The sequence below is a fragment of the Pareuzebyella sediminis genome, assembly GCF_008367235.1.
Taxonomy (GTDB): Bacteria; Bacteroidota; Bacteroidia; order Flavobacteriales; family Flavobacteriaceae; genus Pareuzebyella; species Pareuzebyella sediminis.
Genome location: NZ_VTZS01000002.1, coordinates 68340 through 93007 on the forward strand (window position 1 = coordinate 68340; position 24668 = coordinate 93007).

The following is a 24668-nucleotide window of genomic DNA, read 5'->3' on the forward strand; positions in this document are numbered from 1 at the left end:
GCTGGGTTTGCATATTTTTATGAAGTCCTCAAAATCTTTATCCTCGAAGCGTCGGGGTCGAGTTTAACAGGACTAAGAAATAAAGAAAACAAAAAGATTTCGCTATGTGCGTCGGGGGAACGTCCGTTGCGTGTCCGTCCCATACTGTTCATAGCTACAACGTTGTGGGTAATTAGGACAAATACGGCATTCCTTTTCCAAATTCAACAAAACTCTTTAAGCTTTCTGTAACGAATCTTTCCCAAGCAGGCCAACATATTTCGTAGCAATTTAATTCTGGAACAAGTCCACTATGAGTAAAGTTTAAAATAGTTTCATTTTGACTTTTCTCTTCCAAATTCCATTCAACTTTGGTTCCAATCCATTCCTTTTCAATTCCATCATAACCCGTATGAATATGCTTTGCATCTATACATTGCCAAACAATTTTCGAATTCGGTTCAAATTCTGAAATTTCAAATTTCCAAAAAGTTTTATCAAAACTTGTGGTAAACTCATCACCTGATTTTGAAACGGCAGAATTAGTGTTACCCCACCACTCTTGAACTGACTGGGCTATCGCGTTAAATACAGCTTCTGAACTAGCTTCAATTGATACACTTGTAGTATAAGACATAAATTTTATTTTGCAATTTGTACTTGCATTTTACAAGTACAAATATACAAAAGAGCTTTTATTATGCAAGTGCTTTTCGTAACTTTGAAAAATGGAAGAACAAAAAAGAAGGTCAGATTGCCCGATAACATTATCTCTGGACATTTTCGGAGATAAATGGACTCTTCTAATTCTTCGAGATTTCATTTTTTTTGACAATCGCCATTTCAACCAATTGGTTAGTATAGAAAGTATATCAACAAATATTCTTACTGATAGACTTAATAGACTTTTAGCCAACGGAATTATTAAAAAGGAGATTGATTCTAATAATAGGTCTGCTTATGTATATTCATTGACAAAAAAAGGTCTTGACCTTGTTCCAATCGTTATGGATATATATCGTTGGGGTGCTAATTATACCGAAAAGAATAATGCGGAAAAGGACTTCAAAAAGAAGATAGATTCAGATTATGATAAAACGGTTGAAGAAATAAAAAATAGATTAATAACTACCCACAACATTGTGTATAAGTAATAGCGGCCTAAGCGATAAGACGAAAGTACAAACATAAAACAAAGGTCAGTGCTAAACTGAAAAGTTAGCGAGTAGAAATCCGCTACTACTCATACACGAGGCCGTTATACACAATTTGATTCGCAAACTAGTTAAATATGGGGTTTTAGTATTTCTAGGATTAATGATGCTAAATCCTATAATTCCTATTGGAGATTATTGTGGAGGATTAATCAGTGTTTTAAACTTCTTCGTATTTGCAGGACTTTTAGGATTATCACTACTTATTATCACTATAGTTGATTTAATTCAATTAAGGCGTAAGAAAAAAAAATTTGACTTTATACCTTTAATTTTAACTCTAGGTTTCGGCATCTCGTTTTTTGTAATTTTTGAAAACAAAGAACACAAGTTTTGGACGAATCAGACCTTGGCAGGAATGGTTCTCAAAGATGGTACACCCAAGTCTGGAGCTCTTCGTCTATATGAGAATGGGAGTTTCGCTGCAACATACTATCATGCCGACTATAGCTGTACCTTTCAAGGAGATTACGAATTGAATCAAAATCGATTAGTCCTAAAGCGAGACGATTTGGTAACTCAGACAGACAGTCTATTTGCAACTGAATATCTATTGATTAGGAAGGATAGTATGTTGAAACCGACAAATGAAAATTTCGAAAAGATTGATATCCGAGAAATTAATTAAAGTAAACAATGTATAACATCGGGTATACCTCATGGCCAAACGCTTGGTCATTTTTTATTAAATTGAAGCAAACAAAAAATACCTGGCGCTTGCCACAGAGGCATACCCCAGGCCGTTGGCTGTAATGTAAAACGACATTCTCGAAAACAATGAAAATGACTCAATCTGCACTCATAATTTTAAACTTTACAGAGATTAGGAGAAGAAGCATAAAACTTTGGGAAGGACTTCCTGAAAGCTATTACAATTGGAAACCTGATGAAAAAGCAATGACTGCAATAGAAATGGTTAGACACGTTTTGGAAGCCGACTATGGATGGAATATAGTAATCAATAATGGAGGTATGACAAATTATCAAACACCCTGGAAAAATCGACCATTTATTAGCGTTGCTGACGAACTTGAATTTGCTGAAACTTACAGGAATACATTCCTAGAAAGCGTTCGCCAATTTTCGGATAAAGAATTAAACGAAACGAAAATCATTCACCCCGGAAATGGAGATAGAAAAACCCTTGGAAAATATTTATTACGGATTGGGTATCATGAATCAGTTCACGCAGGACAATTCCTTTCATATTTGAGAGCAATGAAAATTAATCGCCCAGAGATATGGGATTAAAAGTAAAAAACACTACAGTCAACAACACCTATAAGCAATGCCCTTCGGGACACTGCGCATAGCCAAACCGTTATGGGCAATAATCACTCTTTGATAACGTTTTTTCGAATTTGATTGGAGAATTTCACAAAATTGCACAGGTATTAAATTTTTGATTTTCAATTTATTACAAAAACGTTACTCAGAATATAAAATCCAGAAAAATTGGAAAATGATTTCATAATAGAAAAGCCATTCAATAATTACCTTCAAACGTGGGTGGACTATTATTTTTTCATTGAAATTCCTGTCAATAAACTGAAACTTAACGAAGAATTTATTTTCCCTTTTCCTCGAATTACTTTCGGATATTTTTTTGAACATCCGTTTTTAGTTACCAATCATTCCACAAACGAAAATTATAGTGCCGAAATGATTATTTCGAGAATTTCGACCAACCAGATTTCAATAAAACCGCTTACAGACAAGGTGAAAATTATCGGAGCACACATAAAACCCTATGCTTTGGCTCTGCTGACAAATGACAACATTTCCGAAAAGCCTTGGATAATAAAAACAGAGGATTTATTTAAAAAGGAAGCCAAAAGATTTAAGAAAAAAATTGACAGTTGTTCCAATCCGAAAGAAATGTTTACGGAGGTTGAGAATGTTTTTTTAAGTTCGGTTTTAACAAAGGATTTGAGTATTGTTATTAGTGCAATTGATTTGATAGAAGAAGAAAAAGGAAATATTTCCATTTCAAAATTATCGGAAAATACAGGTGTTTCAACACGGACTTTGCGTAACCATTTTTACAAATCTGTTGGCTGCTCCCCAAAGGAATACATTATGTTAGTTAAGTTAAGGCAATCCATCTATCAAATGAAATATTCGCCCGACTCCCTGACTTCGGTTTCCTACTCACAAAACTTTGCCGACCAGGCACATTTTACCAATACCGTTAAGAATATCATCGGAACTCATCCAAAAGAAATTAGAAAAAATTTACCCAATTTCCGATTCTTACAATTTTAGGCTATTTGATTAAGCGAGCTTTGTCTTAACAAACTTTAATACAATAAGATAATGAAACGCAAAACCATTGTAAAAGCCCATATTATCGCAACTTCCATTGCCGTATTGACCATCGGTTGTTTTTTCAGCTTTTCCCTTATTGCCGAAATAATTGGAAATCAAGAATTTATCAAGCAAGTAAAAACAGGAATACTGTATTGTTTGCCTGTTCTTTTGTTTGCAATGCCAATATTGGGAATAACGGGCAAAAAACTTGCGGGAAAGTCCCAAAGTCCAATCGTTGCAACAAAAATGAAACGAATGAAATTTGTTGCATTTAACGGAATTATACTCATCTCATTGGCAATTTACCTATATTTTAGAGCCATTAATAATAACATTGATAGCACATTTTTGTATGTACAAATCATCGAATTACTTTTTGGAGCTATTAACTTGACATTGATAGGATTGAATATAAAAGCCGGAATGAAACTTTCGGGTAGAATAAAAATAAATACTGCCCATAACATGGTATAAGTGTAATGCGGGCGAAAGTGCTAAATTTGAACTTAGAATCATTAACAAACATATCGGCAAAGTGGAAAGTGTAGGCTTCGCAATCCCGTACTACACTTATACTTTACCGTTATGACACATTAAAACCAACCTATGAGCATTAAAATAAAAATGGTTTTATTCCCTTTGTTTTTGTTTTTAGCTGTTTCAATAAATGGACAGAACATAAACCAACAAATCGAATCGTTCCTTAACCATCTAAATTCAGAGGATTTCTCTGGTGTAATCCTTGTTGCAAAAAATGGCAGCGTTACCCAAAAAAGAGCTTACGGACTTGCCAATATAGAATACAACGTCGAAAATAAAATCGACACCAAATTCAACATTGCATCGATTACCAAAATGATTACGGCGGTCGCTACTTTGCAACTCTACGAGAAGGGGAAAATCGATTTAAAAACTTCAATAGGCAAATATCTTCCTGACTATCCAAACAAACTTGTCAGAGACTCGGTAACGGCACACCAACTTCTCACCCACACCTCGGGACATAACAACAATTTGGATTTTTGGAAAAACAACAATCTTGATTATCAAAATGTATCAGATTTCGCAAAACTCTTTGCCAATGACACCTTATTGTCAAAACCTGGAACGAAATATGATTACAGCGCTTCTGGATTTGTAATCCTCGGACTTTTGATTGAGGAAGTTAGCGGAAAGAGTTACTACGAATACGTTAAAGAAAACATTTTCTTGCCTGCAGGGATGAAAAACACCACCGAACTTGAAATTGATTCCATTATTTCAAACAAGGCAAGTGGCTACACATCTTCTTTCGGTCAAAAAAACACCTTAAAACGAAATGACTACTACCTTTCAAAAACATCGCCAGCTGGATTTCATTATTCCACCGCAGAGGATTTATTTAAATTTTCCAAGGCATTGCAAGATGGAACGCTTTTGAAAAAAACAACTACGGAGTTAATGTTTGAGCCAAAAGTGAAAGGCTACAATACACATCTGGGTTATGGAATTGATATTGACCAAAGATATAATCAAATTATCCAAGGTCATAGTGGAGGTTGGTACGGCATTCATTGCGAATTGATGGACTTTATGGACGATAATTATACTGTGGTTATCTTATCGAATATCGATGACGGTGGCAAAAAAGGTGCATCATTGGTCGCAGACTTTTTTAAACAAACTATTGCGGACAAAAAGTCTGAATAGCTAACAATAACGTGGCATAACAACGTATAAACGCAATAGCGGTTAGAAGTGACAAAACGAAACAAAAAGTATAAATTTAAGGTCAGTTATAAGCCGAAAAGATAGTGCGTGAAAACCGCTACTGCGCTTATACAAAACCGTCAGACCGTCTTAAAACCCCCATTTTTGAGTTTCGTATTAGGTACCTTCGAAAAATTTTAAATACGGCCATCTCATGGGGTCAAGACGAGTTTTGAGACAGACTGCCGTTAGCATCAATCACTAAAAAAAATGACGCCAAAATGAAAAATATTCTGATAATAGTTCTATTGATGTCCCATCTGTGTTCATGTTCGCAATCTCATGAGATTGCCGGCGAATATGAGAAAGTATCAAACAGTGGGTCGGTTCAATCTTTATTGAAACTACACCCAGATGGCACTTTTCACTTCGATTCATATTCTGTTAGACAAATTGAGGGGCCAAACCTAAGAATTACCTCACCCGGCAAAGAAAACTTACCTGCCGAGCCCAGTATTAGTGGAAAAGGAAAATGGAGCGCCGAAAATGACATCATTTATTTCACAACCAATGGAGATACCGATGTAGACCATAATTACCCATTAAATTTCAATGATACCAAGGCTAAATTCAAAAATGAATCCTCTAATAATTCGTCCGAAGAAAAAGCTATCGCAAAGTTGGAATTCTTGGAATCAGGTATTTTCTGGATTGATGGACTTGAATTGAAAAAGAAAAATCCATAATGTAATACAGCATTGTCCCAATCAGAACTTCAAAAAATTGTGAGAGCCTAAACAATTTAAGCCTTATGCCCAACTTTGAAACTTAAAAGGCACACCATACATCCCGCCATTGATTCCAAGCCGGAGGGATTTTCAAAAACCGATTAGGTGATTTACTACCGAACAGGGGACAAATCGGATTTTTCAAACCACGGTAGAACGTTCATAAAGTCTGCCAATAATAGGCATATCGCCAAAAAATCATTATGGATAATTAAAAGTTTTATCGGACACTACTTACTTTTAGGTTCTAAATAAAGTCGATTGAAATCTTTTGTATTTGGTTTAACAGTAATTCTGTTTTTGGTAAGTGACTGCACTAGAGGTCAAGAACTACCGGAACGGGTTGTAAATGAAAATGCGCAATTCTGGATTTCCACAAATAATGTATTTAGAATTGCCAATCGCTGGGCAATACTGAATGATATCCATATACGCAGAAATAACTTTTTAGCAGATTCTAATTTTTATTTCCTCCGCGTTGGCGGCCAATACTATTTAAATGCCAATCTTCGTTTGGCAACAGGGTATGCGCACCTTTGGTTAACGCCAACCGGGGATTGGGACAATTTTCAGAACGAGAACAGAATTTACCAACAGTTGAGCGTATCGAAACGTTATGAAAGGATGAACGCTTTGTTCAGGATTCGATTGGAGCAACGCTTTTTCAATAATGTGCAGGATGGCCAATCCTTGAATGACGATTTCTTTGTCAACCGTATTCGATTTCTGGTGAGCGCTGGATTTCCCTTTAAACAGGACGGGGCTACAGAATTGATATTGGCCAATGAAATACACCTGAATTTTGGCCAGGATGTGGTCTTCAACACATTCAACCAAAACAGGTTGACCATTGGTGTAAAGCATAAGCTGAGCAGGCATTGGAAGGTAGATTGCGGATATATGATGGTATACCAGCAGCTCGCCGCAGGCAATGTCTACAATTTGAACCATACCTTGCGCCTGTTCTTTTACGGCAGCTTTGATTTCAGGAAAAACAAGAATGTACCGTTCAACGAGGTACGGCATGGGGAAGAATAAAACAATAGGACGGAAAGGTATTTTCAGCGTTAAAGTTGTATTGATTCGGCTTGAAAAGTGCCAAAAAAAGTCTGAATAAAGGATTGCGGATAAAAGAAGATGATTAGGATTTGTTAAAATCAATTAATATAACTGAACGAATCGAAACACCTTTAATCGGAAATGGCAAGCGGATTTAATCGATTCTCAATCTTTAAAAGGTGTAATGCAATGGGAAAAGTTACCAAGCCATATGTAAAACACATATTTAGTTTACTATGGTATAGCCATTCACTTCCAAATTGTCACTTTTGTGTGGTTTGAAAGCTATAATATCAATTTAGTGTTATATTTTATGTTGACTGCATTTTGTTTCGTAAGCTTCCCAACTTTCAAGTATATTAGAGTTCTTTAAAGCTGTATGGAAATATAAATCATTCTAAGAACCTAAAAAACCGGCTCTACATTGAGCGGTGTGTTGGAAAATCATATGATTTCAAAAAATATCAAACTACCACCCGAACATATTTATCCAGTGGACGACTGGAGGTTTATCCAAAAAAAATTTTCACCCCAATATCTGGCCCAGGACGAAACTGTTTTTGCCATTGCAAACGGCTACCTTGGCTTTCGTGGGAACCATGAAGAAGGCACTCCCGTGGTACAACGCGGGACTTTTATCAATGGGTTCCATGAACAATGGCCCATCCGTTACGGGGAATCGGCCTATGGTTTTGCCCAAACAGGGCAAACCATGCTCAATGTTACCGACAGCAAGGTCATAAGGCTGTATGTGGACGATGAGCCATTTTACCTCCCAACGGCAGATATCAAGGAGTATGAACGGGTACTTGATATGAGGGCAGGAAGCCTGCATCGTGAGGTAATCTGGGAAACCGCTTCTGGAAAACGGGTTTCCATTCGCTCCACCCGAATTGTTTCAATGGAACAAAGGCATGTGGCTGCAATTTCTTATGAAGTGAAAGTGTTGAATGCTTCGGCCAAACTGATTGTCTCCTCTAAATTACGCTGCCCAACAGAGAAAAATGATGCAGAAGACAACACAGTTGATCCGAGAAAATCACCTGGAGTAGGCCCTAGTGTTTTTGTTCCTCAAATGAATACGATCAAGGATGAGCGAGTACTATTGGGCCATCAAATACAGACGAGCGGAATGACTTTGGCCTGTGGTGTGGACCATTACATCAAAACGGAAAACACCTATTCGTATGCCGGGGAATGTTACGAAGATTCTGCAAAAATAGTGTATACCGTACACGCCGAGAAAGGGATGCCTTTTGAAATGACAAAATATATGGTGTACCATAGCTCCAGAAATGCGCCCGTCGATGAACTTTGTGGGCGTACGGAACGCACGTTGAATTCTGTCAAACAGGCTGGTTTCGAGGAGTTGGCCGAGAATCAGCAGCAGTTCATGGATAATTTCTGGGCCAGGAGTGACATTGAGGTTTCCATGTACAAGGACCGGAGAACCCAGCAATGTCTTCGCTTTAATCTGTTCCATATCCTACAAGCGTCGGCCCGTGTAGAAGGGACGGGTATAGGGGCCAGAGGCCTTACAGGAGATGCCTATGAAGGTCATTATTTCTGGGATACCGAGATTTACCTAATGCCATTTTTAATCTATACCTCACCAAAAATCGCCAAAAACCTACTGCGTTTCCGATATAGCCTTTTGGACAAGGCTCGTAAACGTGCCAAAGAATTAAATCAGAAGGGCGCACTGTTTCCTTGGCGAACAATTACAGGAGATGAAGCCTCTGCTTTCTTTGCCGCGGGAACCGCACAATATCATATCAATGCGGATATAATGTACGCCCTAAGAAAGTATGTCGAGGTAACCGGTGATGAGGAGTTTCTTTTTGAATACGGGGCCGAAATGTTGATTGAAACAGCTCGTTTCTGGGCAGATTTGGGGTTCTATTCACATAACGGTAAGGATGAGTTTCATATTCATGGCGTAACAGGTCCCGATGAATACACCGCCATAGTGAACAATAATGCGTTCACCAATATGATGGCACGCGAAAACCTACGGTACGCATCGCAGAGTTTACAGTTGCTCGAGAAAAAGAGACCTGAAAAATTTGAGGCTCTGGCCATCGATACCGATTTGAAGAAGGAAGAGATTGAAGAATGGGAAAATGCCGCGACCAAAATGTATATTCCTTATGATAAGGAAAAAGGAATCCACCCGCAGGATGATGAATTCCTGAAGAAGGAAATCTGGGATTTTGAAAATACCCCTTTGGAGAATTATCCGCTCTTATTGAACTTCCATCCCCTGGTCATTTACCGTTTTCAGGTCATCAAGCAGGCCGATGTGGTGATGGCCATGTTCCTTTTGGGCCATGAATTCTCAAAAGAACAGAAAAAAAGCAATTTCGATTATTATGATCCCATAACTACGGGCGACTCTTCATTGTCCTCTTGCGTTTACAGTATCTTGGCCTTTGAGCTGGGAATTCTTGACAGGGCAATGGAGTTGGTTAGATATACGGCCTGGATGGATCTCGCTGATGTAGGGGGGAATGTCAAGGACGGAGCGCATATAGCTGCCATGGGAGGCACCTGGATGGCCATTGTATATGGTTTGGCCGGTTTACGGGACTATGGCGGCAAGATAAGCTTTAGACCAAAAAAAACACCCAATGCCAAGGCCGTACGCTTTCGTTTAACGTTGCGCTGTAAATTGCTTGAGGTTGTAATTGAAAGGGATAAGGTGAGCTATTTGTTAAAGAAGGGGGATAACCTTACCATCTACCATAGAGAAGAGGAAGTGCGACTTACCAAAAGACAACCCTCCTGCACCAAGGAGTTGGAAAGCGCCAATTGCAACTGAAAAATATGTATTGGAAATATCCAATACCAATCGAGCTGTAGTAGTGAAAGGCTATCAAAGAAACGGGTTAAGTAATTGAAATCAAACAAAGTTTCTAAAATGGAACCTTTAGCGTCACTGCTTGATTTCTGCTTATCTTGATGTCCGGTTTCTCAAAGTTCAATTAAACGATTCTCGATAGCACCGGCTGATTCAATTTTGAAGACTTCCCTGAATTTCGGCCACCACTTCGTCGGGGGTGGACTTCCCAAAAATTTCGGAACCCAGTCTAGGGGCGAACAGCACGCTAAGGCTGGCCGCCTAAATACGGCCTAGAAAACGTCTTCGGGACTCGCCATGGAGGCCGAGGTCGTCCAAGACCTGTGCCTCGTCTTCGGCCAATTGGGGTTCGTTCGGGCTTTTATCGGATGTACACATAGGAAAAGGGTTAAAATTGAAAAGGACTTCTTAAGAAGTTAGATAGTATACACCCATTTTTAGATACAAGGGTGTTGAAACCGACATAAGATGAACGGGATACGTCAAAGCGTGATACAATTTTCTTCAACTAATCTTAATCGGGTACAACCGTTGAACCGGTTTTTTGATCATTTGATAGACAAACCCGAATCGCCCACGAAGTAGTTTCCTACATTGTAGGGATAGGCGGATATGATCAATGATGATATTCCTATGTTAGCCACAAGCTAGATAGAAACTGATTTTTTATAAAATTTATAACATTTTGAATATGAAAGCAGAAAGAAACACAGCCGTTACTTCATCTTTAATCAATTTTTTAAATATTGTAGAGAGCGGAGAACAATTAATCAATGAAATTAATTTTGAAAGAGACAGAGAGAATATCTCGAAATACAACATCAAACAATTTGCTCAAAATATTATTGATTCGAGGCGTAATCTACCTAACTGTGAGTTTCAATCAATCGAGGATATTATAAATTTAGATTGCGTAGACGACACTTTAATTGAAATATTATATAGTAATTTTGAAAGTAATATAATCTTCGGTAAGAAAGATTTATTTCTACTAAATACAATCGCAAAATCAAATCATAATTTTCAGATTGCATTACATGCCTGCCAAATATCAAAAACTTGTTTAAAATTCCCAATAAAATCATATAATGATTTAGAGCCACTATTCAAGCAAGAATTACATCCGAAAATAAAAAGTTCTAACATAGATTTTAAACTATTTAGAAAATATTTTAGTGATAAATTTTTCCCAATAACAACATCAGAAGATTTTTTTAGCAAGTTAATGTGTTCTTTATTTTGGGGAGAATATTGTCACACTGTTGAAAAGAATGAATTAAACTATTTTAAAAACTACTAATTATGCCAGCTATTTCACCTTCACCACTTAAAGACTCTTTTACTGTTCGTCCAAGGCAGGAAAAAACAATTCATGAACAAACTTACCTTCCATTCTTTTGGACAGGACAATTATTAATTTACAGCGTAAGAAGATGGGCAGGCCCCAGAGGACAAGGAGTATTTAAAATAAAACATGAAATGTCAAACCCACCATTTTATTTTGAAAAAACAATACAATATGAAGGTTTTGAGGATACTAAACATAGAATTGTATTAAATGGTGGTTGGAATAAAGTTAAGATAGTATCCCCAAGTATTGAGTATTTAGAGGTTCTTGTTTTTCACTAAAAGCCAATGGCTAACAAAGTATAACCGCAATTACGGCGGATTAGACTACGTCCGAATCCACTCGGAATTGCTAAAGTCAGTACCAAACCGAATATTAACGCATATAAATCCGTAACTGACGGTTATACGAGACCGTTGTGTAGCATTAAATAAAACAGATGAAAACACCATTTAGTTCAGAAAAAATTATTACTCATAAAATAAATGATACTGAACTAAGTACTTTTTTAGTAGGTTTTGATATTGATGATAATGGAAATTCAAAATACCGAATCAAACCATTAATTAATAAACTTTCTGATGTAATCTATGAATTTGCTTTTGGATTTCACGATGGAGAAGAAACACCAAACAATGAAATCTTAAGTAAGCTAATTGAAGCTGCTCAATCAATTTATAAGATTGATGCTTTTCAAAAAGTAAAAGACATTTATAATACTGGATCTATTGAAGACGACTTAGAGGATAAATATCTAAGAAGAGGAGAATTTGGAGAATTAGTTTTGCACCTTCTGTTAAGAGATTTTCACAATACAATACCTTTATTATCTAAAATATATTTTAAAGACGCATACGGAGCAACCGTTCACGGATTTGATGCAGTGCATATAGAACCAAACACTAAAACTTTATGGCTTGGAGAATCTAAACTCTATAAAGATGGTAAAGCTGGAATTAAAGCTCTAATTCAAGACATAGAAGAACATTTTAAAAGTGACTATCTAAATTCTGAATTTCTAATTGTATCTAAAAAACTAAAACATTTTGATAACATTCCCGAAAAAGATTATTGGATAGATTTAATGAGTAAGTCTTCTAAGCTAATTGACCAACTTGAATCAATAAATATACCTTTACTATGTACGTATAACTGTGAATTATTCAATAAATACTCAGATGAGAACTGCGAAGATTTCATAGAGGACTATATCAATGAAATGCAAGAATTAAAGCAATATTTTGATGATAACAACAATCATCCTCTAAAGACAAAATTGAATATTATTCTTATACTATTTCCAGTTCAAGACAAAGTAGAGTTAGTTAAGGGATTACATAATAAACTTTCATTAATGCAAAAACTAGGAGAATGATTGAAGATTTACTTCTAGAAATACAAAATGCATCATCATTCGATTTTGAAGATACTTTTGGTTTATATAAAAAATGTTCCGAATTAATTGTATCGAACGAAGAATTAGCGCGAAAAGTCGTAGTAAACTTTCTAGAAAATAAAAATAAGTTTGACCCTAGATTAAATGACGTTCTCACAGATATCATTGAAGCTGTAGGCTTTTATCCATACCTTTCAAAAGAAGGTCTAGAATTAGATTCAACGGATTCTTTAATTCGTCAAGTTTATCATCATTCAGACAATCTAGATAAGTTTCTGCATGAAGACCAAAAACATCTTTTGTCACTCTTGAATTCAGATAAAAATGTAATTGTAAGTGCGCCAACAAGTTTTGGAAAAAGTCTTTTGATTGAAGAATTTGTTGCTTCCTTTAAGTTTCAAAACATAATAATCATTCAGCCAACATTGGCTCTTCTTGACGAGACTAGAAGGAAATTAAAAAAATATGATGAGCGATATAAACTAATTGTTAGAACTTCTCAAGAACCCTCGACTGACAATGGAAATATATTTTTATTTACAGCAGAAAGAGTTAATGAATACAATTACTTTCCTAATATTGATTTTATCGTTATCGATGAATTCTATAAACTTAGCTCAAAAAGAGATGATGAGAGAGCAGATTCTTTAAATAATGCACTTCATTATATCATAAAAACATTTCAAAGTAAGTTTTATCTACTAGGCCCTAACATAGACGGAATTTCAGAAGGCTTTGAAGAAGAATATAATGCAGTTTTTTACAAAACAAAATCTTCACTTGTTGATGTAAAAACAATAGACCTCTACACACCTAATAAAGAAGTTTTTGATAAAACAAATCATCATAGAAGAGCAGGATACAAAGAGGCATGCCAGTTTAAGGAAGAAAAACTCTTTGAACTTCTATTAGACAAAAACGATGAACAATCTATTATTTATTGCTCTTCACCAAATAGAGTTAGATACTTATCTAAACAATTTTCTAAATATCTTAAAGAACAAGGCATCGTAGCAAATAACTCTAAGTTGGCTATAATTGAATGGATAAATCAAAATATTTCAGATAATTGGAGTTTAATTGATTTATTAAACTTTGAAATTGGAATTCACGATGGTGCACTTCAAAAACACATTACTACAACTATTATAGATTATTTTAATAATGGTGCTCTAAAATATCTATTCTGTACAACAACTATTATTGAAGGAGTAAATACTAGTGCGAAAAACATTGTTTTCTTTGATAAGACAAAAGGCCTGAGAACGCCTATCGACTTTTTCGACTATTCAAATATTAAAGGTCGTGCAGGTAGACTAATGATTCACTACACTGGTAAAATATTTAATTTTAATCCAATACCACCGAATGAGCAGGTTATAGTTGATATTCCTTTTTTTGAGCAAAATCCTATATCGGATGAAGTTTTAATTAATCTTGAAGAAGAAGAAGTAAGAAAGCCTGATACTGCACAGTATCAAAGAATAAAGCAAATCCCAAATGATGAAAAAGAAATAATCAAGAAAAATGGTATGCAAGTCAGTGGACAACTTGGTATCATTGATACAATAAGAGAAGACATAATCCCAAAATATAAACTCATAGCTTGGGCAAGAAACCCTAATTACAATCAATTAAAATATTGTTTGAATCTTAGTTGGAAATTTTTAATGAAACCCGGAGAATCAAAATCTTTAGGAATTGGACGACTCGTAAACAAGACATTTAATTATGGCCTTCATCAAAGTTTAGGTAGCTTAATAAGTTCTGATATAGAATATATAATCAAGTGTGTTGAATATTACAATAAATTCAAGGAAAATAATGATAGTGATATAGACCAAAGAGTATATGATTTTGGTAAACGATATTCTTCAATAAATGAATTGGAAGTCATGGAGGAAGTAATTATGAGTAATTTCCAAATTCAAAAACATTGGTTCCAATATAAAATACCAAAATGGCTATCTGTAATAAACTCAATTCAAGAATTTGTTTGTAATGAGAAAGGTTTAAGAGCAGGAAATTACAGCTACTATACTAATTTAATCGAGAACGAATTTTTAAGAGAGAACCTTACAATACTATCAGAATTTGGAATTCCAAGTTCAGCAATCAGAAAACTAGAAAAGTTCATTCCTGAAAAAATGAATCAAGACAATGTTATTAAAATTATAAGGGCTGAAAAAATTTTTGAAAAGCCTGACTTCATAGAATATGAAAGAAATAAGCTAAAAGGAACATAAAAAGTAGCCTAACAACGCATATAAAAAATAGCGGTTTTATCGTTTAATCGAAAGAAAGTGAATAAATTAAAGGTCTGTTATAATCCGAAAAGTTAGTACTTAAAAACCCGCTACTTTTCATATACTAACCGTTAGGGCATATTTAGCTGAGGCTGACATTTGTTGCTCCCTGCCAGGGCACTCCCGCCCAAAAAGAAATAGGCCCTAACGACCTACTACACCAAATTGCAAAGTTATCGTTGGCATAATCAGCTTTCAGCCGTCCGCTCAAGCGGCCAACGTGCCATAGCGCAGGGCGAAGAGCCATTTGTTCCCCATTTATTTTTATTTTATGGGTCTTCATCGGTCGCTACGCTCGGTGGTACGGTACTATATACTACCAATATCGAAACAGTAAAGACCGATGTTGCGGTGCGCGCTGCGGCCGCAGAACTATAGAGCGGATCGTATAGGAAAAAACATATCCCGCTCATTTAAGGGATTTTGCTATATTTCAGTAGAAATCAATACCAGCGTCACAACCCGCACACTGCTTTCGCAGATGTCGTGTGTAGCGCTGTAGTTGGCAAGAGTAATAAGAATAGCGTTGATTAAAATTCTGATTGATGAATATCTACGAAATACACAAATCAAATCCAGATATTTTCACCCAATTGTCTTTAAGAAATCAATTATTCTGTTATTACGAATGTCCTCAAAAGGCAAAAATCATTCAGCTATATTCTAAACACAACCAGTTGACCTTTACCTTAAGTGGAAAAAGAATATTTAGACATGGAAATAAAAAATGGACACTTAGTCAAGAGCAGGGATTTTTATTAAAAAGAGGTGCATTTCATCAAGAAATACCTGATGATTTTTCAGATTGGAAAGTTTTAGTTTTATACCTGAAGGATGATTATTTACAGCAGGTGTTTGAGGAATTCAGACCACATTTTTCATCCGTGAATTTACCTGAAATAGATATGGAAATGATTCAGGAATTCACTATTGACGAAAAAATTAAAAATAGTTACAAAAGCCTGCTTCCTTATTTCTCGAAACCACACTTATTACCCGACTCCATTTTTGAGGGGAAATTTAAAGAATTGCTGTTTAACATATTAATTCATCCAGACAACAAACAAATACTTGCCTATATCAATCAAATCGTTGACAATTATTCCATCCCTATTTGGGAAATAATGGAAGCCAATTATTTTTATGATCTAAAAATCTCAGAATTTGCGGATATCGCTAACAGAAGTATAAGTACTTTCAGACGAGAATTTGAAAAACATTATCAAACTACTCCCGGAAAATGGTTGACGGCCAAAAGACTTGAAAAAGCCACCATACTATTACAAACTTCGAACAAGACTATAAGTGCCATAACCTTCGATTGTGGATTTAAGAATGTATCTCATATGAGCAGAATTTTCAAAGAAAAGTATCAATTGTCACCGACTGACTATCGTGAGCAGAAGAAACAAGGAACGGACGTTGTCTGAACAAAAAAGCAAAGACATTGACTTTTTAAGAAAAGCTTGATCTTGAACGCTCTTCTAAATTTGTGATGTATTTATTAATCATTAAAATTTAGAATTATGAAGTATCTATTAGTAACATCCATGCTATTTGTAAGCGCTGTAACCTTTGGGCAAAATACTGTAACTGCCGGGCCGGGAGAAAAGGTGATAATTGACAACGACAAAATGAAAGTAATTGAGCATACTAGTCAACCGGAAGGTGATGTTTGTGGCGTAGGTATGCACCACCATGAACCACATTTAACTACTGTTTTAACCGATGCAAAAGTCCGGATTACGCCCGAAAATGGGGAGCCACAAGAAATGGAAGTAAAGTCAGGAACTTCAATCTGGTTTGATGTTGCTGAAACGCATTCGGTTACTAACATAGGAGACCAACCGACGAAGATGATTCTGGTGTATTTGAAAGAATAAAAGGTAAAACTGTTGCCAATATTTTGTATAGGTAATGGCAGGCAAATTGAGGAAAATAAATCTTTATAGCCACTCAAACCGCATAGCGGTTTGGCAATCCAATTAGAATGCAACCTGCCACTACTCATACAATTGACGGTAGGGCATATTCAGCTGCAGCTGACGTTTGTTGCCACGTGCCATGGCACTTCCTCCTAGATAGTAATAGGCCCTAACGACCTGCTACACCAAATTGCAGGGACACCCATTTCCCAACCGGCTTTCTACCGTATGCTCAAGCGGCCAACGAGCCATAGCGCAGGGCTAAGAACCATTTGTTCCCCATTTTTTTTTATTTTACGGGTGTTCATCGGTCGCTACGCTCGGTGGTACGGTACTATATTCTCAATATCGAAACAGTGAAAACCGATGTTACGGTGCGCGCTGCGGTCGACGAACGACGGAAGTGATTTTATATGGTATTTCATTATCACATTCATAGTTAAGGGATTTTGCTATATTTCCGTAGAAATCAATACCGGCGCCACAACCCGCACACTGCGTTCGCAGATGTCTTGGTTAGCAGGTGGTTGTGTGTCATTCATACAATGAACAATGCATGATTTATATTACTCAACTAATTTTTGTCAAGGAGGGTAAAGAGGAAAAGTTCCTGGAATTTGAGAGGCATGCTATTCCGTTGATGGAGAAATACAACGGCAAATTAATTTATAGACTAAGACCTTCGAAAAATGATTTTATAGATAATGACAAAGAAACACCTTATGAAATACATTTTATTTCATTTGAATCTGAGCAAGACCTGACTGAGTTTATGAAAGATGATAGTAGGTTGGGGTTTATTCACCTGAAAGACGAGTCAATAAAATCAATTCTACTTGTAAAGGGAGAAAAATTATAAGACGAACGCACAACAAGGTATCCTATGAAAAGCCCTAGTCCAGTTCTTTAAACTTAATTAATATGTACTTTTTGCCTTAACCCCCTTTTTTTCCTTTTATATAACTTGCTCGGCATTACTGAATCAAGTTCAGCACAGGCTCTATAGTTATACACTTTTTAGTGGGTGTAACGGCAGCTGTATGATAATAAGCTATACGAAGTTCCGTCTCTTGCTAATCGATGTGATCCCTGCTATGGGCAAGGTCACCTATTATTTACGCGTTCAGCCTTTCCCAAAGCCTATATACTTTCATTTCCCTACCTTTAACGTACGGTGTTTGCGGTACCGATACAAAACGAAGTAAAAGACAATTATCCGCTATATACCAGATACATCGAAGATGACTGATTTTTTAAAGTGCACGGGTATTTTTTTGCTCATTTTCGGCCTGGGTGCCTGCCAGCCCCATCGGTCGAAACAGGCCTTATTGGGCACCCACATTCGCACCCAAATCGATGCCATAGACGGCGAGGTGGCGGTGGCCTTTCAAAACCTATCCGATCCCGACGATAGACTGCTGATCCATGGTGATGAAACCTTCCACGCCGCCAGTACCATGAAAGTACCGGTGATGATCGAACTGTTTAAACAACAGCGGGAGGGCTTGATCGACCTTAACGATTCCATCCTCTTGGTCAACGAATTCAAGAGCATTGTCGATGGCAGTCCGTATCAAATGAGCATCGACGACGATAGTGATGATGTTATGTACAGCAACATTGGCCAAAAGATGACCTTTTACGATTTGTTGTACCCCATGATTACCGTAAGCAGCAATTTGGCGACCAATGTGCTCATCGAATGGGCCGATGCGAAAAAGGTCACGGCTACCATGCGCGATCTCGGTGCCCAAAACATCGAGGTGTTACGTGGCGTCGAAGACATCAAGGCCTATGAGCTAGGGCTGAGCAATACCACCACCGCAAGGGACTTGATGGTCATTATGCAGGCCATTGCCGAGCACAAAGCGGGTAGTCCGGATGACTGTAAAGAGATGCTACGCATTCTGAAAGACCAGCGGTTTAATGAGATTATTCCGTTCTACCTGCCTGATTCGGTGGAGGTCGCCCATAAGACGGGATCGATTACCGGGGTTCACCACGATGCCGGTATCGTGTATTTGCCCGATGGCCGTTCGTATGTGTTGGTATTGCTTTCGAAGAATCTTGAGAATTTTGAAGAGGGCACCGAACAATTGGCGGGCATATCGAAAACGATCTACGAGTATATGCTACAGGAGTAGAATGGTTGTGGATTCCTGCTTTCGCAGGAATGACACGCAATAATGTTCAAGGGAGCCCTGTCATTCCACATCGGATACGGAATCCTTTCTTCAGCGTTTTGTCATTCCTTGTTTGACAAGGAATCTTCTGCACGGCAGGCACGTAGCCTTTTCTTGGATTCCTGCTTTCGCAGGAATGACACGTAATAATGTTCAAGGGAGCACTGTCCATCCGCATTGGATACGGAATCCATTCTTCAGCATTTTGTCATTCCTTGCTGGACAAGGAATCTCTGCACGGCAGGCACGTAACGTTTTCTTGGCTTCCTGCTTCGCAGGAATGACACGCAAGAATGTTCAAGGGGGCACTGTCCATCCGCATTGGATGCGGAATCCATTCTTCAGCGTTATGTTATTCCTTGCCCGACAAGGAATCTTCTGCGCGGGGCGCATTTCGTTTTTTTGGATTCCTGCTTTCGCAGGAATGACAACTGATGTAAGGATTAGAACCTGTCATTCCGCACCTGATGCGGAATCCATTCTTCAGCGTTTTGTCATTCCTTGCTCGACAAGGAATCGTCTACGCGGCGGGCACGTAACCTTTTCAGGATTCCTGCTTTCGCAGGAATGCCAATCCTTGAGCGGGGGAAAAGAAACCCAGCCTGTCATTCCGTATTGGATAAGGAATCCATTCCTCAGCGTTTTGTCATTCCTTGTTTGACAAGTAATCTTCGGCACGGGGCGCGTTTCGTTTTCTGGATTCCTGCTTTCGCAGGAATGACACGCAATAATGTTCAAGGGAGCCCTGTCATTCCGCACCTGATGCGGAATCCATTCCTCAGCGTTTTGTCATTCCTTGCTCGACAAGGAATCTCTGCACCCTTGGCACGTAACGTTTTCTGGATTCCTGCTTTCGCAGGAATGACAATCCTTGAGCGGGGGAAGAGAAACCCAGCCTGTCCTTCCGCATCGGATACGGAATCCATTCCTTAGCGTTTTGTCATTCCTTGCTCGACAATGAATCTTCCGCACTGCAGGCACGTAGTGTTACCTTGGATTCCTGCTTTCGCAGGAATGACAATCCTTGAGTGGGGGAAAAGAAACCCAACCTGTCCTTCCGCACCTGGTGCGGAATCCATTTTGCGTAAGGCATTACGTTACTCGATTCCTCTTGTCTCAGGAATGACAAGTGGAGCTTAATGGGTCAAACCATTTTTTTCGGCTTTGGCCAAAAATTGAAGGATGACAAAAATTAAAACGCAAAGTCCGAAGTACGAGAACCCCAGTCCCTGTTGGGTTTCTGGTCCGATCAGTCCGACTACTCCATAGCTAAAGATCGAGGTGATAAAAAAGGCGGAACCGCCGATAAATCCACCGGAAATACCCGCCATTTTTGGGAAGCGCCCGATACAATAGGCAAAGTAGTTGTTGAAGATAAACCCGACACCGACATGTACCAAAAAAGCAAAGAACACCAAGCTGTATAGGTTTTGCCACCAATAGGTACTTATGATCATTAGGCCAATGGCCACCAATTCCAAATAACTGGCAATGCGCAACTTCGGTAAGAAAGGTCGGTCAATAAGCAGTTTTCCCAAAAACCCACCACATAACCAAGCGATACCCATAAAAAGGGAGGCATAACCGGCCACCACCGGGGTATATCCCATTCCGTGCTCAATAATAAAGGCCCCGGCAAGGTTGAAGACCATTGTGGTACCGTAGCTCAGGCCTACACAGATAACCCCGTAAAGAAACAAGGGCGTACGCAGCATCACGCCATAATCTTCAAGAATCGACGCCCACTTAAAGGGCCGGTACTCCGGAACGGTCTCCCCGGAGAAAAACAGTTCAAAAAGAAGGAGCAGGGAGGCATAGCCTGCCAATACGTAAAAACTGGCCTGCCAATCGAAATAATGTTGCAGATAGCCTCCTATAAAAGGGGCAATAATGGGTGCAATGGACCATACGATAGACATAAGGCTCAAGTAATGCTTTCTTTTCTCCCCTTCGTGTACATCTACGAAAAAGCTGCGTTTCGAGACTCCGATACAGCCTATGGCCATCCCTTGCAGTACCCGCATGGCATAAATGACCTCGATGTGCAGGGTCAAGGCAATGGTGATGTTACTGGCAATGAATGCCATCAGGGCGATCAAGGTCAAGCGATACCTGCCAAAGCTGTCCATTAACGGCCCCGTAAAAAACTGGGTAAGGGCATAGCTCAATAAAAAGAGGGTAAGCGTGAACTGTACGGCGGCGTCGCTCTGTTCCAGGGCCAGGGCCATGGCCGGCATAGAAGGCGCGTACATATCGGTAATAAAACCTGATAAGGGAATGGTCAGAAAGGCCAGTACTGTCGCAATACCCTTATGTCTCGGCCGTAGTTTCTTCACCGTATTCGGGCGAAGCCATAAAAGGGTGGGTTTTACCGCCATTCGTAATAAGTGATTGGGTATTTAACTCGCGGTAAAGGTAAGGCCCAACTGGCAATCTTTTCGTATCGAATGCCCACGGATTTGTAATCGACAGGTCCTTTAGCGAACGTTTTCGTACCCGCCTATAAGAAGGGATAGGTACGAACGATACCGTTATACGGTTTGAATCGAATACGATTAATTGGGGGATACCACTTCCCATTCACGCAAATAAATATTGCGAACAGCCGCATGGGGCACTTGTTCTCGGCTTTTTGCGGTAAAATGGAAGGCGCCCAATGGATTTTCTGTAGAAGCAACGGATGAATGGTCTAAGGTAAACTTTTGCATTAAAAATTTTCCAAGGGCCTCATGGCGCTTTTCCATTAAAGTGTTGACCATCATCTTTCCACCGTCTGCCGTAGAGAGAATCATGGGTACCAGTTTGCTCTGGGTCTCCGTTAGGGTATAGTTCATTTTACATGAGCGGCATCTAACGACCAATACCTGTTCCTGACAGTTCCAAAGTTGCATGTGGGTGTTCTGACATCGGCTACAGCCATACACCCAATGGCCAAGTTGGTGTAACAAATACCTTAAAATAAGTTGTTGTCGCAAAAGACCCGAATGCTCGCTGAGCCATTGCCTTTTTTCTCGATGTTGTTGGGGTAAATTGATGCCAAAATACCAAGCTAAAAACAGGAGGGATGAAATAAAAAGCGAAATTAAAAGTATGTTTCCATTGTCCCAGAGAAAGGATTGTAGGGTGGCCGGAGCCAAGGGTGGACCCGATTGTGCATAAGCAGCACTCATAAAATCAGTTAGTTTAAAGGTGTTCTTTTTCCGTTTGCCCCGCCGAGATATCGACGTTTCTGAAGGTAAAAAAACAAAGGGAAAAAACGAGTTTCAACAGAACAATTTCGTCTATAAAAACGAGCCTTTTATCGATTAATCGGGGTTCAGGAATAGTACATGTATTCGTATCGAATTATTAGGAGGAATAATCTATTTTATATGTAGGTAAATACATCATTTTGATAAATTCGCTACCTCTCTTCTTTATAGAGGGATATGAGTTGCCAGCATCTAAAATAGCACTAGGAGGCACACATCTTGAACGCAACCGAAAAGGCAAGGCTACATCTTATTCCTAAATAATGGAATGAAAAGTGTAGCTATGCTCATCAGCGGTCTGGCCATTTTGTTATCCTGTAACAAAGACGAAGGCCTTGAGATCAATGAGCAAGATTTTCTGATTTTCGGACATTTCTATGGGGAATGTATCGGGGAAGGGTGTGTTGAAATCTTTAAACTCACCGACAAAGGCGTATTTGAGGATACTGTTGATGATTATTCGGGGGAAAATCTGGAATTTGTCCCCCTGGAATCCGGGCTGTTCGATGAGGTCAGGGATTTACAAGATTATTTTCCGGTGCAATTGCTAAGCGAAAGGAAAGAGGTCTTCGGTTGTCCCGATTGCGCGGATGGAGGAGGTCTACATATTCAATATTCCAACTATGGCATCGTGAGCCGTTGGAGAATCGACCAGATGAAGGATAATGTGCCCACCTATTTACACGATTTTATGGACAAGGTGAATGAAAAAATTGCGTTGATCCATGAGCGTACCGAATGACCAGGGCCATTATGATCCTTGTAAAGCCCAATCAGTACAAAGATGTAGCGACCGCCAGATGCTCAATCCATAGGCGCTAAAACCGATTATGGTCATTTTCGCGGATAGGTGAGGAAAACGTTGAACAGCTATCTGTAGAGAAAATTTGATACCCTTGGATTTCCATCGTATTTTAGGAGGAATTGTATAGACCTAAAAACTAACCATGCGCTTTTCAAAAGAGTTTCTTTCTTTGGGTACCCTTCTCTTTTTTTACGTAGCAGGTGTCTTTGCCCAAAGCACCGAAAAACCGAACATCATTTATATCTATACCGACCAGCAAAGCGCCTCTATGATGAGCTGCGCAGGTAATAAATGGCTCAAGACCCCGGCTATGGACTATATTGCCGAGCACGGCGTACGCTTTACGAGGGCCTATGTGACCAACCCGGTCTGCTCGCCCTCGCGTATGAGTTTGATGACAGGTCGCTTTCCCAGTGCGTTTCAAGATACGACAGGTCAAAAAGTATATGAGAACTGGGGGGCAATGCGGGTCGCTACCCTCCCTGAGGCGGTTCGTGAGAACAGCTTGCCCATACGCTTAAAAGAAGCCGGCTACGAACTGGTATTCGGGGGCAAACAGCACCTTCCCCAACCTTTGACTCCCGAAACCCTGGGTTTTAAGGTCATTAGTACCAACGAACGAGAAGGCCTGGCAGCCGAGGCGGCCGACTATATTAAGAACAAGCATTCCAAGCCTTTCTTTATGGTAGTGTCATTGATCAATCCACACGATATTTGCTATATGGCCATTCGCGATTTTGCAGAGACCGAACACGAAAAATTGTTGGTGAGCAAGGGGGTAGTGGAAACGGCCACTTTAGACAAGGCTTTGGTAAAGCCAAAGGGAGTCAGTGATGAGGCGTTCTATACCTCGTATGCCCCGCCTCTACCACCTAATTTCGAACCTCAAATAGATGAGCCTCAAGCCATCAAGGCCCTCATTGCCCAGCGGAATTTTAGAAAGAAGGCCCGAGAAGCATATTCAGAAAAGGACTGGCGCATGCACCGTTGGGCCTATGCGCGGCTCACGGAGACCGTAGACCAACAGGTACAGACCGTACTCGATGCGGTTCGTGCTTCGGGCCAAGAAGAAAACACGCTTATCGTCTTCTCTTCCGATCATGGCGATATGGATGGCTCCCATCGTATGGAACATAAGTCCACCCCATACGAAGAGGCGACCAACGTGCCTTTTATGATGATGTGGAAGGGCAAAATTCCGGCCGGTGTGGTCGATGATACCCATTTGGTGTCCAATGGTCTGGATGTGTTACCCACGTTGACCGACTATGCCGGTATACCGACCCAAGCCGATAAAAGGGGCTTAAGTCTCAAACCGTTGCTCGAGGGGGGAGACGATTGGCGGGAAACCTTGGGCGTAGAATGTGAGGTAGGTCGTATGGTGGTTCATAAAGACGGCTATAAGTACATCCGCTATTTTGGAGATGAAGTAGAGGAACAATTATTGGATTTGAACCGCGACCCCTACGAGACAAGACATTTTACCGCTAGTGCAGATCACACTCAAATCTTGAACGACCTGCGTACGGCTTTCGAAACCCTATGGTTCGACTAG

At 39.1% G+C, this 24668-nt stretch carries 23 protein-coding genes; 20 read left to right on the forward strand and 3 right to left on the reverse strand.

Features of this window, described 5'->3' with window-relative positions; translation table 11 throughout:
* Nucleotides 1-172: 172 nt before the first annotated feature.
* The gene (locus F2B13_RS06910) at nucleotides 173-616 is read right to left on the reverse strand and encodes an SRPBCC family protein (RefSeq protein ID WP_149274327.1); all 444 of its coding nucleotides are present in this window, start codon (nucleotides 614-616) and stop codon (nucleotides 173-175) included.
* 91 nt (nucleotides 617-707) lie between these two features.
* Here F2B13_RS06910 and F2B13_RS06915 point away from each other — a divergent pair, with 91 nt between their 5' ends.
* The 18 genes from F2B13_RS06915 to F2B13_RS07000 all read left to right on the forward strand — a co-directional run bounded on the left by F2B13_RS06915 (nucleotide 708) and on the right by F2B13_RS07000 (nucleotide 19018).
* Entirely contained in the window at nucleotides 708-1133 is a 426-nt protein-coding gene (locus F2B13_RS06915; RefSeq protein ID WP_149274329.1) for a winged helix-turn-helix transcriptional regulator, read from the forward strand.
* Nucleotides 1134-1248: 115 nt separating this feature from the next.
* A complete protein-coding gene (locus F2B13_RS06920) occupies nucleotides 1249-1821 on the forward strand; it encodes a hypothetical protein (protein WP_149274331.1) in 573 nt (190 codons plus the stop codon).
* A gap of 155 nt (nucleotides 1822-1976) precedes the next feature.
* A complete protein-coding gene (locus F2B13_RS06925; RefSeq protein WP_149274333.1) occupies nucleotides 1977-2444 on the forward strand; it encodes a DinB family protein in 468 nt (155 codons plus the stop codon).
* A 468-nt stretch (nucleotides 2445-2912) separates the two neighbouring features.
* Nucleotides 2913-3458 (forward strand): helix-turn-helix domain-containing protein, encoded by a 546-nt coding sequence (locus F2B13_RS06930; protein ID WP_232625200.1) that lies wholly within the window; start codon nucleotides 2913-2915, stop codon nucleotides 3456-3458.
* Nucleotides 3459-3509: 51 nt separating this feature from the next.
* Nucleotides 3510-3977, forward strand: a complete 468-nt coding sequence (locus tag F2B13_RS06935; protein ID WP_149303814.1) for a hypothetical protein — start codon at nucleotides 3510-3512, stop codon at nucleotides 3975-3977.
* A 132-nt stretch (nucleotides 3978-4109) separates the two neighbouring features.
* Complete coding sequence (locus tag F2B13_RS06940) at nucleotides 4110-5192, forward strand: serine hydrolase domain-containing protein (protein WP_149303816.1); 1083 nt, start codon at nucleotides 4110-4112, stop codon at nucleotides 5190-5192.
* Nucleotides 5193-5473: 281 nt separating this feature from the next.
* Entirely contained in the window at nucleotides 5474-5938 is a 465-nt protein-coding gene (locus tag F2B13_RS06945) for a hypothetical protein (protein ID WP_149274342.1), read from the forward strand.
* 303 nt (nucleotides 5939-6241) lie between these two features.
* Nucleotides 6242-7018 carry a DUF2490 domain-containing protein gene (locus tag F2B13_RS06950; RefSeq protein WP_149303818.1) on the forward strand — a complete coding sequence of 259 codons (777 nt, stop codon included), beginning with the start codon at nucleotides 6242-6244 and terminating at the stop codon, nucleotides 7016-7018.
* A 469-nt stretch (nucleotides 7019-7487) separates the two neighbouring features.
* A complete protein-coding gene (locus F2B13_RS06955; RefSeq protein WP_149303820.1) occupies nucleotides 7488-9860 on the forward strand; it encodes a glycoside hydrolase family 65 protein in 2373 nt (790 codons plus the stop codon).
* Nucleotides 9861-10590: 730 nt separating this feature from the next.
* Nucleotides 10591-11199: a hypothetical protein gene (locus F2B13_RS06960; protein ID WP_149303822.1), complete on the forward strand. Its 609-nt coding sequence runs from the start codon at nucleotides 10591-10593 to the stop codon at nucleotides 11197-11199.
* 2 nt (nucleotides 11200-11201) lie between these two features.
* A complete protein-coding gene (locus F2B13_RS06965; RefSeq protein WP_149303824.1) occupies nucleotides 11202-11528 on the forward strand; it encodes a hypothetical protein in 327 nt (108 codons plus the stop codon).
* 158 nt (nucleotides 11529-11686) lie between these two features.
* Nucleotides 11687-12622: a HamA C-terminal domain-containing protein gene (locus tag F2B13_RS06970; RefSeq protein WP_149303826.1), complete on the forward strand. Its 936-nt coding sequence runs from the start codon at nucleotides 11687-11689 to the stop codon at nucleotides 12620-12622.
* The gene (locus tag F2B13_RS06975; RefSeq protein WP_149303828.1) at nucleotides 12619-14889 is read left to right on the forward strand and encodes a DEAD/DEAH box helicase; all 2271 of its coding nucleotides are present in this window, start codon (nucleotides 12619-12621) and stop codon (nucleotides 14887-14889) included. The genes F2B13_RS06970 and F2B13_RS06975 overlap by 4 nt, the downstream gene beginning before the upstream one ends.
* 225 nt (nucleotides 14890-15114) lie before the next feature.
* Nucleotides 15115-15327: a hypothetical protein gene (locus tag F2B13_RS06980; protein WP_149303830.1), complete on the forward strand. Its 213-nt coding sequence runs from the start codon at nucleotides 15115-15117 to the stop codon at nucleotides 15325-15327.
* Between the two features lie 167 nt (nucleotides 15328-15494).
* Complete coding sequence (locus F2B13_RS06985; protein WP_149303832.1) at nucleotides 15495-16379, forward strand: helix-turn-helix domain-containing protein; 885 nt, start codon at nucleotides 15495-15497, stop codon at nucleotides 16377-16379.
* 96 nt (nucleotides 16380-16475) lie between these two features.
* Nucleotides 16476-16832, forward strand: coding sequence for a cupin domain-containing protein (locus F2B13_RS06990; RefSeq protein WP_149303834.1), 357 nt, complete (start codon nucleotides 16476-16478; stop codon nucleotides 16830-16832).
* 598 nt (nucleotides 16833-17430) lie between these two features.
* Nucleotides 17431-17733: a DUF1330 domain-containing protein gene (locus F2B13_RS06995; protein ID WP_149303836.1), complete on the forward strand. Its 303-nt coding sequence runs from the start codon at nucleotides 17431-17433 to the stop codon at nucleotides 17731-17733.
* A 382-nt stretch (nucleotides 17734-18115) separates the two neighbouring features.
* A complete protein-coding gene (locus F2B13_RS07000) occupies nucleotides 18116-19018 on the forward strand; it encodes a serine hydrolase (RefSeq protein ID WP_149303838.1) in 903 nt (300 codons plus the stop codon).
* 1175 nt (nucleotides 19019-20193) lie between these two features.
* Here the strand turns inward: F2B13_RS07000 and F2B13_RS07005 are convergent.
* A complete protein-coding gene (locus F2B13_RS07005) occupies nucleotides 20194-21435 on the reverse strand; it encodes an MFS transporter (RefSeq protein WP_149303840.1) in 1242 nt (413 codons plus the stop codon).
* Nucleotides 21436-21612: 177 nt separating this feature from the next.
* Nucleotides 21613-22227 (reverse strand): hypothetical protein, encoded by a 615-nt coding sequence (locus F2B13_RS07010; RefSeq protein ID WP_149274371.1) that lies wholly within the window; start codon nucleotides 22225-22227, stop codon nucleotides 21613-21615.
* A gap of 349 nt (nucleotides 22228-22576) precedes the next feature.
* Between F2B13_RS07010 and F2B13_RS07015 the strand changes: the two genes are divergently transcribed.
* Nucleotides 22577-23050 carry a hypothetical protein gene (locus tag F2B13_RS07015; protein ID WP_149274374.1) on the forward strand — a complete coding sequence of 158 codons (474 nt, stop codon included), beginning with the start codon at nucleotides 22577-22579 and terminating at the stop codon, nucleotides 23048-23050.
* A 205-nt stretch (nucleotides 23051-23255) separates the two neighbouring features.
* Nucleotides 23256-24668 carry a sulfatase family protein gene (locus tag F2B13_RS07020; RefSeq protein WP_149274376.1) on the forward strand — a complete coding sequence of 471 codons (1413 nt, stop codon included), beginning with the start codon at nucleotides 23256-23258 and terminating at the stop codon, nucleotides 24666-24668.

Excerpts from the sequence above, each read along its gene's own strand:
- F2B13_RS06910 (WP_149274327.1), bottom strand. The coding sequence starts at position 616 with ATGTCTTATACTACAAGTGTATCAATTGAAGCTAGTTCAGAAGCTGTA.
- F2B13_RS06915 (WP_149274329.1), top strand. The coding sequence starts at position 708 with ATGGAAGAACAAAAAAGAAGGTCAGATTGCCCGATAACATTATCTCTG.
- F2B13_RS06925 (WP_149274333.1), top strand. The coding sequence starts at position 1,977 with ATGACTCAATCTGCACTCATAATTTTAAACTTTACAGAGATTAGGAGA.
- F2B13_RS06935 (WP_149303814.1), top strand. The coding sequence starts at position 3,510 with ATGAAACGCAAAACCATTGTAAAAGCCCATATTATCGCAACTTCCATT.
- F2B13_RS06940 (WP_149303816.1), top strand. The coding sequence starts at position 4,110 with ATGAGCATTAAAATAAAAATGGTTTTATTCCCTTTGTTTTTGTTTTTA.
- F2B13_RS06945 (WP_149274342.1), top strand. The coding sequence starts at position 5,474 with ATGAAAAATATTCTGATAATAGTTCTATTGATGTCCCATCTGTGTTCA.
- F2B13_RS06955 (WP_149303820.1), top strand. The coding sequence starts at position 7,488 with ATGATTTCAAAAAATATCAAACTACCACCCGAACATATTTATCCAGTG.
- F2B13_RS06960 (WP_149303822.1), top strand. The coding sequence starts at position 10,591 with ATGAAAGCAGAAAGAAACACAGCCGTTACTTCATCTTTAATCAATTTT.
- F2B13_RS06965 (WP_149303824.1), top strand. The coding sequence starts at position 11,202 with ATGCCAGCTATTTCACCTTCACCACTTAAAGACTCTTTTACTGTTCGT.
- F2B13_RS06970 (WP_149303826.1), top strand. The coding sequence starts at position 11,687 with ATGAAAACACCATTTAGTTCAGAAAAAATTATTACTCATAAAATAAAT.
- F2B13_RS06975 (WP_149303828.1), top strand. The coding sequence starts at position 12,619 with ATGATTGAAGATTTACTTCTAGAAATACAAAATGCATCATCATTCGAT.
- F2B13_RS06985 (WP_149303832.1), top strand. The coding sequence starts at position 15,495 with ATGAATATCTACGAAATACACAAATCAAATCCAGATATTTTCACCCAA.
- F2B13_RS06990 (WP_149303834.1), top strand. The coding sequence starts at position 16,476 with ATGAAGTATCTATTAGTAACATCCATGCTATTTGTAAGCGCTGTAACC.
- F2B13_RS06995 (WP_149303836.1), top strand. The coding sequence starts at position 17,431 with ATGATTTATATTACTCAACTAATTTTTGTCAAGGAGGGTAAAGAGGAA.
- F2B13_RS07000 (WP_149303838.1), top strand. The coding sequence starts at position 18,116 with ATGACTGATTTTTTAAAGTGCACGGGTATTTTTTTGCTCATTTTCGGC.
- F2B13_RS07005 (WP_149303840.1), bottom strand. The coding sequence starts at position 21,435 with ATGGCGGTAAAACCCACCCTTTTATGGCTTCGCCCGAATACGGTGAAG.
- F2B13_RS07010 (WP_149274371.1), bottom strand. The coding sequence starts at position 22,227 with ATGAGTGCTGCTTATGCACAATCGGGTCCACCCTTGGCTCCGGCCACC.
- F2B13_RS07015 (WP_149274374.1), top strand. The coding sequence starts at position 22,577 with ATGAAAAGTGTAGCTATGCTCATCAGCGGTCTGGCCATTTTGTTATCC.
- F2B13_RS07020 (WP_149274376.1), top strand. The coding sequence starts at position 23,256 with ATGCGCTTTTCAAAAGAGTTTCTTTCTTTGGGTACCCTTCTCTTTTTT.